At 66.9% G+C, this 15099-nt stretch carries 13 protein-coding genes; 6 read left to right on the top strand and 7 right to left on the bottom strand.

Going from position 1 to position 15099, the window contains the following annotated elements:
• Window positions 1-94: 94 nt before the first annotated feature.
• The 3 genes from NU1_RS25410 to NU1_RS44075 all read left to right on the top strand — a co-directional run bounded on the left by NU1_RS25410 (window position 95) and on the right by NU1_RS44075 (window position 5370).
• A complete protein-coding gene (locus NU1_RS25410) occupies window positions 95-1321 on the top strand; it encodes a sensor histidine kinase (RefSeq protein WP_307644801.1) in 1227 nt (408 codons plus the stop codon).
• Between the two features lie 524 nt (window positions 1322-1845).
• Window positions 1846-2505: a response regulator gene (locus tag NU1_RS25405; RefSeq protein ID WP_067524949.1), complete on the top strand. Its 660-nt coding sequence runs from the start codon at window positions 1846-1848 to the stop codon at window positions 2503-2505.
• Window positions 2506-2595: 90 nt separating this feature from the next.
• A complete protein-coding gene (locus tag NU1_RS44075) occupies window positions 2596-5370 on the top strand; it encodes a serine/threonine-protein kinase (protein WP_157553005.1) in 2775 nt (924 codons plus the stop codon).
• Window positions 5371-5770: 400 nt separating this feature from the next.
• On the opposite strand, the gene NU1_RS25395 is transcribed toward NU1_RS44075, so the two are convergent.
• On the bottom strand, window positions 5771-5950 hold the full coding sequence (locus NU1_RS25395) for a hypothetical protein (RefSeq protein WP_067524947.1): 180 nt from the start codon (window positions 5948-5950) through the stop codon (window positions 5771-5773).
• 246 nt (window positions 5951-6196) lie between these two features.
• On the opposite strand from NU1_RS25395, the gene NU1_RS25390 reads away from it, so the two are divergent.
• Entirely contained in the window at window positions 6197-7075 is an 879-nt protein-coding gene (locus NU1_RS25390; protein ID WP_067524945.1) for a helix-turn-helix domain-containing protein, read from the top strand.
• Complete coding sequence (locus NU1_RS44345) at window positions 7075-7386, top strand: DUF397 domain-containing protein (protein ID WP_084521787.1); 312 nt, start codon at window positions 7075-7077, stop codon at window positions 7384-7386. The genes NU1_RS25390 and NU1_RS44345 overlap by 1 nt, the downstream gene beginning before the upstream one ends.
• A gap of 159 nt (window positions 7387-7545) precedes the next feature.
• Here the strand turns inward: NU1_RS44345 and NU1_RS25380 are convergent, their stop codons facing one another.
• The 6 genes from NU1_RS25380 to NU1_RS25355 form a co-directional block, all read right to left on the bottom strand.
• Window positions 7546-8577, bottom strand: coding sequence for an ATP-dependent 6-phosphofructokinase (locus NU1_RS25380; protein ID WP_067525097.1), 1032 nt, complete (start codon window positions 8575-8577; stop codon window positions 7546-7548).
• A 75-nt stretch (window positions 8578-8652) separates the two neighbouring features.
• Window positions 8653-9585, bottom strand: coding sequence for a hypothetical protein (locus NU1_RS25375; RefSeq protein ID WP_245720300.1), 933 nt, complete (start codon window positions 9583-9585; stop codon window positions 8653-8655).
• Window positions 9586-9722: 137 nt separating this feature from the next.
• The gene (locus tag NU1_RS25370) at window positions 9723-10670 is read right to left on the bottom strand and encodes a serine hydrolase (protein ID WP_067524943.1); all 948 of its coding nucleotides are present in this window, start codon (window positions 10668-10670) and stop codon (window positions 9723-9725) included.
• Window positions 10660-12459, bottom strand: coding sequence for a serine/threonine-protein kinase (locus NU1_RS25365; RefSeq protein ID WP_067524940.1), 1800 nt, complete (start codon window positions 12457-12459; stop codon window positions 10660-10662). Before NU1_RS25365 ends, NU1_RS25370 begins: the two co-directional genes overlap by 11 nt.
• A 57-nt stretch (window positions 12460-12516) precedes the next feature.
• Window positions 12517-13197, bottom strand: a complete 681-nt coding sequence (locus tag NU1_RS25360) for a response regulator (RefSeq protein WP_067524937.1) — start codon at window positions 13195-13197, stop codon at window positions 12517-12519.
• Window positions 13194-14558 carry a histidine kinase gene (locus tag NU1_RS25355; protein WP_067524935.1) on the bottom strand — a complete coding sequence of 455 codons (1365 nt, stop codon included), beginning with the start codon at window positions 14556-14558 and terminating at the stop codon, window positions 13194-13196. The genes NU1_RS25360 and NU1_RS25355 overlap by 4 nt, the downstream gene beginning before the upstream one ends.
• Before the next feature lie 186 nt (window positions 14559-14744).
• Here NU1_RS25355 and NU1_RS25350 point away from each other — a divergent pair, with 186 nt between their 5' ends.
• The gene (locus NU1_RS25350; RefSeq protein WP_067524933.1) at window positions 14745-15074 is read left to right on the top strand and encodes a hypothetical protein; all 330 of its coding nucleotides are present in this window, start codon (window positions 14745-14747) and stop codon (window positions 15072-15074) included.
• Window positions 15075-15099: the final 25 nt, after the last annotated feature.

Raw genomic sequence — 15099 nt, 5'->3', positions numbered from 1 at the left:
GGAGGAGGAGAGGCGGGTAGTACTGGGGTAGGGGGTGCGAGATCAGCCGGGGGTGTGAGGCCCCGGCGGCGCGGTGGAACCTAATGTCGTGGTCATGATGGCTACCTGGAGAGCGTTGCGACGCCCGAAGCATGCGCGATTGTGGTTCGACGCGTTCATCGTCCTGGTGACCACGGTGTTCCTGGCGGTGGCGTGGCCGACGCTGCACATCACCCATCAGGTGCCGGTGGCGGCGCAGCCGTTCATCGCGGGCTTCGCGGCCCTGCCATTCCTGTTGATTCGGGTGAATCCCGCACTGGGGTGGGCGGTTTCGGCCGGATCGGCGCTGCTGATCGCGCTCGCCATTCCGCACCAGCCCAATAGTGACCTGCCATTCCAGGTGGTGCACATCCTGTGCCTGTTCGCGCTGACCTTCGCGGTAGCGGTGCGGGCGCCCATACAGATCGTGCTGGTGGCGTGGATCTCGACCTCGCTGCTGATGGCCACCACCATGGCGCAGCTCGATGATTCGTTCGCGCAGGCCGGACTGGGGTGGCCCATCGCCATTACCGGGCTCATAGTGTTCGGACTACTGGTGCGGTGGTTGACGCTGTCCCAGCTGGCGCTGTTGGAGCAGTCCGAGGAGACCGAACTCGAGCGGGCCCGCCGCGCCATCCTCGAGGAGAAGGCGCGGATCGCCCGCGACCTGCACGATGTGGTCGCCCACCACATGTCCATGGTGGTGGTGCAGGCCCAGACCGCGCCGTACCGCATCGACGGATTGTCGGCGGACGCCCGCGCGGAATTCGAGGCCATCGGGACGGGTGCCCGCGCGGCGCTCAATGAAATCCGTGGCCTGCTGGGTGTTCTGCGCAGCGACGGGCAGCTGCCGGAACATGCGCCGCAGCCGACCGCGGCCGAGGTGCCGGGGCTGCTGGATGGCGCCCAGCGCGCCGGAATGCAGCTCACCTCGGTAATCGAAGGACCCCTGGACGCCATCCCGGAGTCGACGGGCCTGGCTCTCTACCGAATCGTCCAGGAATCGCTGGCGAATGCCTCGCGGCACGCCCCCGGCGCCGCCGTCCAGGTCCGGATCACCTCCGCCGAGAACCTCACCCTCACCGTCGTCAACGACCCGGCCACCCACCCCGCCACCTCCCGATCCCCCCACGACACCCCCGGCAGCGGCATTACCGGCATGCAATCGCGCGCCCAGGCCGCGGGCGGCCACCTCACCGCCGCCCCCCGCCCCGACGGCGGCTTCGAAGTCCGAGCCGAACTCCCCCTCACCCCAGCCTTCGTAACCCACACCGCCGCACCCCTCCCCGAGTTCAATATCTGATCAAGATCAGCAGCCCGGTGAGCGGCCGCCAGAATTCCGGCCCGTAACGCCCCTCGTCATTCCGGCGTGCCTGTGGTCGGAATCAATACCGGAGAACACGCACCACACAGTGTGGATCCCGGCCAAGAAGCGCGCCGGGATGACCGAGGTGGTTCGGTCCCGAACCGTGCGGTACTTCCACCCACCACTCAGTCGTCTCGTTGATCCCAACGTGGCGACTGATCTCGAAAGATTTGGGGTAACTCGTCGGGTACGTCCAGAATCGGATTGGCTCCCAACCGGCGGCACGCGTGCGAAACGTTCGACGGCTCTCGGGCCCGCGCTGAAGTCTCGGGGAGGCGGGGGAGTTCGGGGTAACTCATCGGGTACGCCCAAAATCGGCTCGGCCCTCAACCGCCGGCACGCGTGCATGACGGCCGACGGCTCCGAGCCGGGCGCTGAAGATTCGGGGAGGCGGGGGAGCGGCGGGGGAGCTCGCTCGGGGTGCTTTCATGCGAGACTCGTGAGGTGCGTGAGGTGCGATTGTGGCGATAACCGTTTTGATCGCTGATGACCAGGCGATGGTGCGGGCCGGGTTCGGCGCGTTACTTGCGGCGCAACCGGATATCAGCGTTGTGGGTGATGCGTGCGACGGGAAAGTCGCTGTGGCGGAGGCGAAGCGGCTGCGACCCGATGTGGTGCTCATGGATGTGCGCATGCCGGAGATGAATGGTCTCGACGCGGCGCGCGCGATTCTGTCCGCGGGGTTCGATCCGCCGGTACGGGTACTCATGCTGACCACCTTCGATATCGACGACTACGTGTACGAGGCGCTCGGTCTCGGGGCGAGCGGGTTCCTGCTCAAGGACGCCCCCGCCGAGGAACTGGTGCGTGCGGTGCGGGTGGTCGCCGGTGGTGATGCGCTGCTCGCGCCGACGGTGACGCGGCGGCTGATCGCCGATGTCACTCGGCGTCGTGCGCGCCGTACCCCGACTCCCGCGCTGGGCGATCTCACCCCCCGCGAACGCGAGGTGCTGGAGTTGATCGCGCGCGGTCTGTCCAACGCCGAGATCGCCGATAATCTGTTTGTCGCGGAGCAGACCGTGAAGACCCACGTATCCAAGGTTTTCGCGAAACTGAACCTGCGCGATCGAGCCCAGGCGGTGGTGTTGGCCTACGAATCCGGGTTGGTGACACCGGGCTGAATCCATTGCGCGGCATAGCTGATGTGTCAGGTACCAGAGATATCGGCGCGGTAGGCTTTCGAACTCATACGTCGCCGGAAGGGGGTCGTGATGCTGAACAGTGGTGACGTGTTCGCCGGTTTCACCATCGAACGGCTGCTCGGCCAGGGCGGAATGGGATCGGTGTATCTCGCCCGCCATCCTCGGCTGGGGCGATTGACCGCGTTGAAACTGCTCAACCGGGAACTGTTCGCCGACCGCGAAGTTCGCGCCCGCTTCGAACGCGAAGCCGATCTGGTGGCGCAGCTGGAGCACCCGAATATCGTCGCCGTCTACGACCGCGGTTCCGAGGACGCGCAGCTGTGGATCTCGATGCAGTACGTGGACGGGGTGGATGCCGCGAGCGTGCAGGTCGCCACGCTGCCGCCGGAGCGGGCCGTGCAGATTATCGAAGGTGTCGCGGACGCGCTGGATTACGCGCACACCACGGGGGTGCTGCACCGAGATGTCAAGCCCGCCAACATAATGCTGGCCCGATCGGTTGCCGGGCACGGCGAGCGGGTATTCCTCGCCGACTTCGGAATCGCCCGGCTGCGTGAGGATTCCACGCATCTCACCCAGGCGGGAATGTTCACCGCCACCCTCGCCTATGCCTCGCCCGAGCAGATGACCGGCGCCCCGCTGGACCACTCCACCGACCAGTACTCACTGGCCTGCGCCCTCTACTGGCTGCTGATCGGCATCGGCCCCTTCGACTCCCCGCATCCGTCCGAAATCATTCGCGGCCATTTGCAACTCATGCCCTATCCGGCCAGCATGCGCCGCCCCGGCATCTCACCCGCGATGGACGCCGTCATCAATAGGGCGATGGCCAAACGTCCGGTCGACCGCTTCTCCAGCTGCGCCGAATTCGCCGCCGCCGCCCGCCGCGCCCTCAAGGAACCGCCCGCGCTACCGGCCCCACCGGTGCAATCCGGCCCGACCTTCCGCTACCCGCCGAATAATCCTGCGGGCCAGCAGCCTTCACCACCCGGCTACGCCCCGCCCCTGCCCGGCTACGCCGCACCCCCGCAGCCATACCCACCCCCGGGTTACCAGGTCCCACCGCAGGGTCCGGCCGCCGCCCCGCATGGTCAGGTTCCGCCGCAGGGGCAGGGCGCCGCGCACGGTCAGGTTCCGCCCCAAGGTCAGGGCGCCGAGCAGGGTCAGGGCGCCCCGCCGGGTCACCACGCACCACAGGTCCAAGCCGCCCCACCCCCCGGTTATCCCGCGCCATCACCCGCCTACGCCGCCTCGCACCAGAATCACGCTGGCGCACCGTCTTTCGTCGCACCGCCGGTGGTTGATCCACCGGACTACCCCGCAGTGCGGGCATCCGCCCCGGGCCCGCCCGGCTATGCCGCACCACCCGCCTCCACTCCGGCGGCCCCGCCCACCGGCCAACCGCCACAATCTCGCGATCCCGCACGGCAATACGCCGATCCCGGACAGCGGTACGCGAGTGCCACCCCAGTGTTCGGCGCTCCGGACTCCACGTCGGAGGGTGCGGGCCCGCACCCGCCCGAGCCCGGGCCGCGATCAGCGGGTCCGCGAGCGGGAGCAGCCGTGCCCAGTGTGGACCCGGCGGGCCGCGACGATGCCCCCGGCGACGCGGAGTTCGCATCCGCGGCCACCGAGCAAATGGCGTATCCCGCGGTCCCCCAACGACACCCCGTCGGCGTGGCAGTACCCGCGCAACCCGGCCCGGCGGAATCCGCGCAATCTGGTCGTGCGGCGCCCGATGTGTCCGAACAGCCTGACGCTGCGGTGCCTGAGGTGCCGGAGCAGTCCGGCCGCGCGGTGCCCGAGCAGTTCGGCGCGGTGCCCGCCGGACGGTCGGCGGAACCAGAGGGACGGTCGGCGGACCCCGATCGGGCCGGAGTGACCGTCGATGGCGGCGTTTCGACACCCGTCACCACTCCGGTGGGTTACCTAGTTGCGCCACACCGGGACTCAGCGGGTACCGCGCACCCGGAGGACTCAGCGGCTCCGGTGGGGGAGAGTGCGGTCGGCGTGTCGTTCTCGAGGTGCCTCGGCGGGGTCGAGGGAGCTCAGGCCACGCCGTCGGACTCGGTCACGCCTGAGTCCGACACGGCAATCGGCTCCGATGAGGTGCGCGCTCGGAGCGGTGCCGCGCGTGCGGGGGCGGTTTCGGTCGCTGCCGAATCGGGGGCAGGCGGCGCGAGCGCGGAATCCGATGCGGATCAGCAGGATTCGAAATCGGGCAGTGGTGCCGCGCGGGTGGATTCCGCCGGAGGTACCGAGTCGGATTCTGTCTTCATCGGTAGGGATTCGGCCGTGCCGAGAGAGTCGGTCACGCCCGAGTCCGAGGTGGATATCGACTCCGGCGAGGTGCGCGCTCGGAGCGGTGCCACGAGTTCCGAAGCGGGCTCGGTCGCCGCCGGTTCGAGTTCGGTCGGCGCGGGCGCGGAGTCTGTCGCCGCGGCTGATGACGCGGTGTCCGGCGTGGGCGGCCACGTGTCTGATCGGGGCGATGCGGGCGTGGAGTCCGGTTCGGAGGATGCGCTGTCGACCGGAACAGGGCATAGTTCGACGGGCCCGGAAGTGCCGGGAAGCGGTGTGGGCACGGGCGGGACCGGAGGGGGACCGGGATTCGAGGTACCGGCTGGGGCGCCGACCGCATATGGGGCACAGGGTGTGCCGCAGGTCGGGCCGGGGCCGTTCGGGCCGCCGCAGTATCCGCCGAATACCGTTCCGCCGCAGCGGATACCGCCGCACCGTCCCGGATTGGGAGACGTGCAGCCGGGGGTCGTGGTGGTGCTGGCGCTGGCCGTCGCGGTGCTGTTGACGCTGCTGGCTCTGATTGTCTTGAATGCGGTCGGATAGCGGTCGACCGTCAGCGGTACTCGCCGGGCCCGGTCATGGGGCCGCGCGGTGGGCGAGCACCATTTGCCCGTTCTCCACGAGAAGTTGACGGGCTCGACGTCGGACGCGGCAGTCATCCACGGTGCAGCACATGTGGATTCGCATGGCTTCATGAGCCTGGTCGAGGGTGAGATCGCCCGGGTCGATGGTGCAGTCGAAGAGGAACATCATATTTCCGCCGAGTCAGCGTCTTTGCGATTACGGCCGGGTGGTTCGGTGTTCGTCCGGCATACTCCGCAAGCGTATCGAGTTCGGCGGAGTTCGGCGGCGGTATCGGAGTCCAGTAGGCAGCGATCGAGGGTCCATCGGGCAGCGATCGAGTGTCCAATCGGCAGCGACCAAAGGGTCTGCTGGCGATGAGTCAATGCCCGGTCGGCCGCGGCCGACCCAGGGCGGTGAGCGTTCGCTCGGCGCGCGAGCGCGCCCGGCATTCCCTATCGGCGCAACACAGGTGGATCTGTAGCACCTCATACGCCAGATCCGGCGCGAGGTCGCCCGGATCGACGGTGCAATCGAAGATCAGCATTACCGAGCCGGTCATGGTTCCTCGTGCGGGTCGAGTGGCGATCACGAGAGTTGGGTGCGCCCGGCTCGGGGACGAGTAGGTCCGAAGTTGTCAGGGCTCCGGCTCTCACCGGGCGCTAGTCAAGCACAGCACTCGGCGTCGAGGCCGTCACCCGAAGTCCGCGGTTGTGCGGAAACTTTCCCAAACCGCCAGGTCAGCATTCATATCGCATGGGAGCATCGTTCACAGTGACCGAAAACCGCCTGCGCGGGGGAGGATTCGATGTCCGAACACGGGTCTACACTTCCACGGCGCCAACTGGGGCGATACCTGCGTGAGGGGCGCATGGAGGCCAATATGACCATCGCCGAGGCCGCGGCCCTGATGGAGTGGAGTGAATCGAAACTCCAGCGCCTGGAAACCGGTAACGCCGAGAAGATTCGGGTGCTCGACATCCGGGAACTGTGCCGCATCTACGATTTCGACGACGAATTCAGCGCCGCGCTGGTCGGGCTGGCCCAGGAGGCGAATGTCAAGTCCTGGTGGCACGAATACGACAGTCTCGTGCCCGAGGGCTTCAACATGTATGTGGGCCTGGAATCTTCGGCACGAGCCCTCATTTCCTATCAACCCGATCTGGTGCCGGGACTGATGCAGACCGCCGATTACGCGCGGGTCCTCATCAGCGATTACTGGCCGGATGCTCTGCCCGAACAGATGGACCGCCGCGTGCAGTTGCGCATGCGTCGACAGCGTCTGCTCACCCGCAAACGCAGCCCCGCCATCCTCGATGTGGTGCTGCACGAAACCGCGCTACGCCGGGTGGTGGGTGGTCCGCGCATCATGGCAGCCCAGTTGCGCCGCGTGGCGGATATGAGCACTCTCCCGACGATTGCTGTTCGTGTACTACCCTTCTCCGCAGGCGTTCCGTCGGGCCACACCGTCGGGCCGTTCGTGATTCTGGAATTCGCCCGGGACAGCCGAAATAGACCGGTCGATCCCACCGTGGTGTACCTGGAGAACTTTCTCGGTGATCTGTATCTGGAGAAACAGGCCGCGGTCGACCGATATCGCCAGGCATATCACGCACTCCAGCAGTCGGCGCTGGATGAGCAGAGCAGCAGAGAACTCTTGCGGAAGGCAGCGAAGGAGTACGCGTAGTGGACGAACCGTTCGGCGCCCGGTGGTTCAAGAGCACTCACAGCACCGGTGCGAAGGAATGCGTGGAGATCGCCTTCCTCGACGGTGGAGTGGGTGTGCGCGACAGCAAGAATCCCACCGGCCCGGCGCTGATATTCGCGCCTGCGGAGTGGGAGAGATTCACCGCGGCCGTGGTATCGGGGCGGTTCGACCTCCCCTGCCTCCCCGTGACGCTCCCCTGCCTCCCCGTGACGCTCCCCCGCCTCCCCGTGACGCTCCCCCGCCTCCCCGTGACGCTCCCCCGCCTCCCCGTGACTTCAGCGCCCGGCTGAGTGCCGTTGCCGGTTGGGGACGCGTGCCGGCGGTTGGGAGCCGAACCGATTTCGGGGGTACCCCCGGAGTTACCCCGACCGTTACGAAATCAGTCGTCACCTCGGTCAACGATTCGGGCCCCTGCTCTCCTGGACGGGGCCCCAATCGATTTCCCTCCCTCAGCCGAAGAAGGCGGCGGCCTCGTTGTAGCGGTCCGGGGGAACGAGTTTGAGTTGTTTAGTGGCTTCGGCGAGGGGTACGAGGTCGATCTCGGTGCCGTGCAGGGCGACCATCTGGCCGAATTTTCCGGCGTGCACGGCCTCGGCGGCGTGGACGCCGAAGCGGGTGGCCAGGACTCGGTCATAGGCGGTGGGGGTGCCGCCGCGCTGGACGTGACCCAGGACGGTGGTGCGTACCTCTTTGCCGATTCGGCGTTCGATTTCCGCGCCGAGCTGCTGGGCGACACCGGTAAAGCGAATATGACCGAATTCGTCGATACCGCCGTCGCGCAGGGTCATCGAGTCGGCCTGCGGGTTAGCGCCCTCGGCGACGACGCAGATGAAGTGCGAATCTCCGCGCTGGAAGCGGCGTTTGATCATGGTGCACACCTCTTCGACATCGAAGGGCACCTCCGGAATCAAGGTCAGGTGCGCGCCCGCAGCGATTCCGGCATTCAAAGCGATCCACCCGGCATGGCGACCCATGACCTCCACCAGCATGACGCGCTGATGCGATTCGGCGGTGGTGTGCAGTCGGTCGATGGCCTCGGTGGCGACCGCGAGCGCGGTGTCATGGCCGAAAGTGACGTCGGTGCAGTCGATATCGTTATCGATGGTCTTGGGCACGCCCACCACGGGAACACCCTCGTCGGCCAACCAGCTCGCGGCGGTCAGCGTGCCCTCGCCGCCGATGGGTATGAGCGCCTCGATGCCATTGTTGTCGAGGGTCTTCTTGATCTGACCGAGCCCGGCGCGCAGCACATCCGGATTGGTGCGCGCGGTGCCGAGCATGGTGCCGCCCTTGGCCAGCAACCGGTCGGTGCGGTCGTCATTGAAAATCTGGATCTTTCGATCCTCGAGTAGTCCGCGCCAGCCGTCCTGAAAGCCGACGATCGAGTCGCCCCAGCGTCCGTTCGCGGTGCGAACGACAGCTCGGATGACCGCGTTCAAGCCTGGGCAGTCCCCGCCTCCGGTCAAAACTCCGATACGCATGGCGACCATCTTGCCCGGTGTTCGGGAGTCTGTGGGCCGCACCCCCGTGAAGGGCTGGTTACGAGATCGGGTCACTCAGCGTGGCGCGGGGCAGTCGCCGCCGCGCAACTCCTCGAGGTGCTTATCGATCAGCGCGGCGAGCTTGTTCAGGATGACGGTGCCGTCGTCGAAGGAGCCCGATGTGGGCGCGGCGGCCAGCGCGATCGCGATTTCCCCGTGCTCGACCGGTAGTAGCCCGAACTGTCGCACCAGGTAGTTACCGCTGAGGTCGGGACCCCAACCACCCTTGAACTCAGCGCCGTCGAGGGTGCCGAGACCCCAGCGCTGGCCGTAATTGACCTTTCCCATCAGGGAGGTCACCGAATCCGATTGCGGCAGGCAGGGCAGATTGGAGGCGAAGCGAATCTGATCGGCGAGCGACCAGTCGGCTTGCCCGAAAGCCGAGTAGTCGGCGCGAGTTCTGGTGGCGGGCACCTCGGTGGTGGCGTCGCCGCCCTCGCGCAGGACATCCTCCACCGACTGCGCGGCCACCTCACCCGTACCGAGCGACTGCCAGAGCGTTTCGGCCGCGGAATTATCCGAACTGGTAATGGCGGAGGTCGCGGTCCCGGAGTATCCGGCATTGTTGCGCAGCGCGGCCAGTGTCAGCGGCACCTTCATGGTCGACCAGGCCGATCCGCTGGTCCAGTCGCCGAGGAGGACCGGATACTCGCCCCCGACCGCCATGACGGCCAAGCCGACCCGACCATTCAATGAGCCGCGTAATTCATTGAAATCCCACGCCAAGGTGCCGGGTACGGTGGCGACGGCCCCCGCCGTCGGGCTGCCCGCAGCGGATCTGGTGGTGATCGGGGCGTCCGGTTCCAGGGCGGGTTCGCTGCCGCAGGCGCTGGTCACCAACAGCACGGCGATGGCGCCCGCCGTACGTGCGCACCAGCGCCGCATCGATTGCCCTGTGGGCGCGCCGATTTCGGCGCTGGCCCGGTTGTCCGCCCGCGAGACGTCCACCCCGTGTACCTCCATAACCCGGGCGCGTGGACGACAATCACCTGCTCGCCCACCGACACCCGTCGATCGCAAGGATTCTGGTGTGTCACCGCGTCACGGTCAAATGCGGTGGGGACTATCACGTTTGAACAGGTGCTTCAGTGTGTACAGGTTCCGCCGTGTAGTTCGGGTATGTGATCGGCGAACAGCAATGCCATGCGGTCCAGCATGTCGGTGGCGTCGTCGAAACCCCCGGAGGTGGGTTCGGCGGCCAGTGCGACCGCGATCGGACCCGATAGCGTCGGGACCAGACCGAATTGCCGCACGGTGTAATCGCCGGTCTCGTCGTCGGGTCCCCAGCCGCCCTTGAATTCCGCGCCGATCAATCGGCCCAAACCCCAACTCTGGCTGGAGGTGATCTCACTCATGAGCGAGACGACCGAGTTGGCGTTCGACAGGCACGGCAGCCGGGAGGCGAAACGCACCTGATCGGCGAGCGCCCAACTGGTGGCACCGAAGGCCATCAGCTCATCGGAGCCCACCGTCGCGAGTCTGCTCTTGCGGTCGGCGACATCGGTGACCGTGTCGCCGCCCTCGCGCAATACCGATTCCACGGCGTCAGCGGCCTCGTTCGAGGTGCCCAGCGAATTCCAGAGTGTTTGTGCCGCACCATTATCGGAGAAGGTAATGGCCGCTTCGGCGGTGGACAGCATGCCACTCGGGTCGTGGCGCAGCGCCGCCAATGCCAGCGGCACCTTGATGGTGGACCAGGCGATACCGGTATTCCAGTCGCCGAGCAGGGTCAGGTCGCCGCCACCGACCGGCATGATCGCCATCCCGAGGCGGCCGTCGAGACTGGCCTGGAGGTCGGCGAAATCTGCTGCGAGAGAGATGGTTCGAGGAAGGCCGAAGAGGTCCGGCAGGTTCGGGACCGCCATCGACATATGCGGGTCGGCCGCCGCCGCGGGCGCGATATCGGCCGATTGCGCCACCGGCACACCCGGGGTGGTGGCCTGGGCGCCGCACGCCGACACCGCGATCAAGGCCGCGAGCGTCACTCCACGCGCGATGGCCTTGCGACAGGCCGGGGTTGGATCAATAGACATACACCACCGCATTCTCACCACCGACGCAGGTCACCAATTTCTCTGCGGCGGTGCAACTCATCGTGTAGGACCGGCCCGTAACCGGACTAACGGCCACTACAGTAGCGGCAGCACCTGGTTGATTTCCTGTCGAACCGGCATAGGCCCGACGCACCTCTTCGGCGAATGGGCAACTGGTAACCGTACTTCCGATCGCGGAGTCCGTGTAGCCGTTGAGCGAGCCGAAGACCGACGGGCACGGCGTCGCCCCCGCCGGTAGCTGCACCGTGGTCGGCGCAGCGGAGGTCGTGGTGGTCGGAGTCGTGGAAGGCGCACCGATAGGAGGTGGCGCCACTCCTGGATTGCCTTGCTCCGCAGTCATGGTCGGTGATTCGTCACCGCCACCGTCGATGATTTGCCAACCGAGCGCACCGGCCACCGCGGCCACCGCGATGGCGAGCGCGCCCACCGCCATCGGTACCGCGATGGAGCGCCGCCGTGGTGGCCGGTAGGCCGGCTCGGGGGCGTGCTGGCGCGGATGCGACGAGGTCGGGTAGGCGGACGGATCGGGTGCGGGCGCGTACGGAAAGTCCTGCGGGCCCGACGAGTACGACGACTGCTGATGCCCCCACGGCGAACTGGGCTGTGGGTTGTCCTCATTCGGCGGCAGCGGTGTGAAGTAGAAATCACTGGGCCGCACCACCGTCGGATCGGCGGGCACGATGACCGGCAGGTCACTGGCGGACGGATGCTCGCCGCTCACCGGCGGGAAGCCGCCGGTGGTATACGGCGGAAACGCGCCCGTACCGGGATCGGTGCGGGGATTGCCCTGCACCACAGTCGGATCGGATTTGCCGACCGGGGGCATCGCGCTGGTGGGTGGTGCACCGACCGCGCCCGGTGGGGTACTGCGTACGGTCGGCGGGGGCACCATGCGTCCGGGTGGGAGTGATTCGGTGGGTGGCGCGGTGACCGGACCGCCCATCAGCGCGATGCGCGCCGCGGAGGCGAATTCCCCGGCGGTGTAGTACCGGTCATTCGGATTCTTGGCCAGTGCTCGCGCGATCACCGAATCCAGCGCCGGCGGAATCCCGGGTCGCAGCGCGGTGGCCGGTGGCGGTGACTGCGACAGATGCGCCCGAATCAGCTCGCTCATATTCTGTGCCGGGAAAGGCCGTGTGCCCGTCAGGCATTCGTGCAGCACACAGCCCAGCGAGTAGATATCGGCCCGACCCGTCACCGGCCCGACATCGAAGCGTTCGGGCGCCATATAGGCGTAGGAGCCGACCGCGGTCCCAGCCATGGTGACGGCGGTGTCGCCCTCGGTGCGCGCGATGCCGAAATCCGCGAGATATGCGAAATCCGCATCAGTGACAAGGATATTGGCGGGTTTCACATCGCGGTGTACCAGCCCCGAATAGTGCGCGGCGTCCAACCCGGCCGCGATCTGCTCGAGTAGTCCGACCGCGCGGGCGGGCGACAGTGTGCCGTGTGTATTCAGCAGCGAGCGCAGATCCTGTCCGCGAACGAGGCGCATATCGATGTAGAGCACACCGTCGATCTCGCCCCAGTCGTGGATCGGAATGATGTGCGGTTCCGCCAGTCTCGCCGCCGCCTGCGATTCGCGGCGGAAACGTTCCTGATAGGAGGGGTCTTCCGCGAGCTCGGCAGGTAGCAGTTTGAGCGCGACGACGCGGTCCTTATTGGTGTCGTAGGCCTCGTAGACCTCACCCATGCCGCCCTTGCCCAGCAGCGTGCGCAACTCGTACGGGCCGAATCTGCTCCCGGCCCGCGATGGCGGTGCATCCACCCCGTAAAACCTCCAACTCCCGGACCGGTCACGACCGAGGCGACCGAAAAATGCCCGTCAGGAATTGGATTGTCCGGGTGCGACTACGCCGTGGTCAAACGCGAAGACGATCGCCGCTGCCCGGTCGCGTAGTCCCAGCTTACCGAAAATGTGTCCCACATGGCTTTTCACGGTTACTTCCGAGATGCCCAGGGTCCGGGCGATCTCCGCGTTCAGACTGCCACGCCCGATGAGTTCGAGTACCTCCAATTCGCGGGCGGTGAGTTCGGCGAGGCGATTGCCGACGGGGGACCGGGTGGGTCGGACCGTCCGGTATGCGTCGAGTACCTGCGGGGTCACCGTCGGATCCAACCAGGAACCACCCGCCGCCACCGTGCGCACCGCACGGATCAGATCCTCGGCCGGGGAATCCTTGAGAATGAATCCGGCCGCACCCGCTCGCAGCGCACCGGAGAGCAATTGCTCGTCGTCGAAGGTGGTGAGCACCAAAACCGGTGGGGCGTCGTCGCGCTCGCGCACGGTACGGGTGGCCTCGATACCGCCGACGCGTTTCATCCGCAGATCCATCATCACCACATCGGGCCGGTGCGCGGCGATCGCGGCGGGCACCTCATCGCCGTCTGCGCATTCGCTGATGGTGAAACCGTCACGGCGACGCAGGATTCGGCGCAATCCGCCGCGCACGAGTTCCTGATCGTCGACGACGAGGACCTCGATGAATTGCTCGTCGGAGCTCACACACCCTCCTGGCGCTGGGGGAGTGCGGCCGATTCGTCGCGCCCCTCGTGCAGTTTGCGAGTTACCGACGCCATGACCGAGCGGACCGAATCCTCGGCGACGCAGGAGTACGGCTGTCCGGAGTACGGGATTCGGGCGTCCACCCGCCACCCCTCACCGCTGGGCCCGGCACTGAGCCCGCCGCCGAGCATCATGGCGCGCTGGCGCATCCCCGAGATACCCATGCCCCGCCCGGGTCGGTGCGTCGCACCTGCGGGCAGCGTATTGCTCACCCGCACCCTGACCTCCTTGGCGCATACCTCGATTCGCAGCCGCACACTCGCACCGGAGGCGTGTTTGGCGATATTCGCCAGCGATTCCTGGCAGATCCGGTACACCGCCAGCCCGAGCCCCGCCGAGACGGCATTCGAATCACCGTCGAGCCGGTGGTCGATCGCCATTCCGGCCCGCAGGAAGTCGCTGACCAGATCACCGATGTCGTCGAGGCCGGGTTCGGGGGTGATCCGGGACGGTCGTTGATCCAACAGGCCGACGGTTCGGCGAATATCGGCCATGGCCTGGCGCCCCAGCCGTTCGGCATCGGTGAGCGCGTCCACGGCCTCGTCGACATCACGATCGGTCTGCAGGCTGTGGCGGGCGGCGGTGACATGCAACAGGGTGACGCTCAATGAATGGGCGATCACGTCGTGCACCTCCCTGGCAATGCGACGGCGCTCCTCGTCGGCGGCCTGGGTGGCCCGGACATCTTGATACTCGCGCTCCTGGCGCAGATACCGGGTCTGGTAGAGCAGCATCCGGCCGGTCATCCAGCCGCACACCACCCCGCCGCTGTATTGGATCAGGCCGTCGATATGTCCGATCCGAGCAAAGAGAGCGAGCTGCAGCAGCATCGCGATGGTTACTGGTGCGCTGACCCATACCGTGGCGATCGCGGTGACCTCGCCCGCGGCCAGCACCAGGATGAGCGGCGCGACATCGTTCTCGACCGGGTGGGCCAGGAACAGCGCGGTCGCGCCCATGGCCAGCCCGGCGATCATCAGCGGCTTCGGTACGACACCGAAGAACGCGTACAGCGGGCCCGTGACGTAGGTGAGGGCCATGGCCAGCAGTGGCAGCAGGTTGGGCAGGTACTCGTGCCGCTGAATCATCGCGATGGTCGCCACCACCAGCAGCACCGCATCCAGCAGCATGACCACCGACGCCGGATAGTCCCACGGCAGGTCGTCGACATTGCGGCGGAACTCGATGGCCGGATGGCGTGCGAACCGCCCCATCCGTTCGCCGCTGCGCCGGGCGCCGTCCCACACACGACGCCCGACCGGCACCGCGGGTGCGGGTGAGGTGGCGTCGGTCACGTTCATTCTGTAAGGCTAATGGCCCGATTCACCCCCGCGCATCCTTCGTTGAGCGGGGTTGGTCTCCTACCCCGGTAGGAGAGCGAGTCGCGTCCGGAGCACGAAGACAGGGCATGGGGAGGTCAGTAGCGTTTGCGATATCGAGTTGTCCGGTACGCCAACAATCCGGGCGAACAACGAAAGGTTGGAGCCATGTCCTGGACAGACCTGCACACTCGGATGGACATTCTGCACACTGTTGTCGATCGCGCGGCACGAAATGCCGCTGATCCCAGACTGTTCGACGGAATTCCGGAGCTGAACCGGCTGTTCGGCGGGCCCGCGGGCGTACTGCTGGCGCTGCGGTACCGCTGGGACAACCATTTGCGCGTGAAAATGGAACACGCACTGGCACAGGGCAAGTCGGCCGTCGAGGTGTATCTCGAACTGGCGGCCGAACAGCCGGGGGTCCGGGCCATCCTCGATACCTACGACACCGATCGACTGATGGGGCAACCGCGCGCCAGCGCCTACGCACACTGAACTACGCATCTCGACGAGGGGAAAA

The sequence above is a fragment of the Nocardia uniformis NBRC 13702 genome (assembly GCF_001613345.1).
Lineage (GTDB): Bacteria > Actinomycetota > Actinomycetes > Mycobacteriales > Mycobacteriaceae > Nocardia > Nocardia uniformis.
This window is presented reverse-complemented; position numbering and strand designations above follow the sequence as displayed.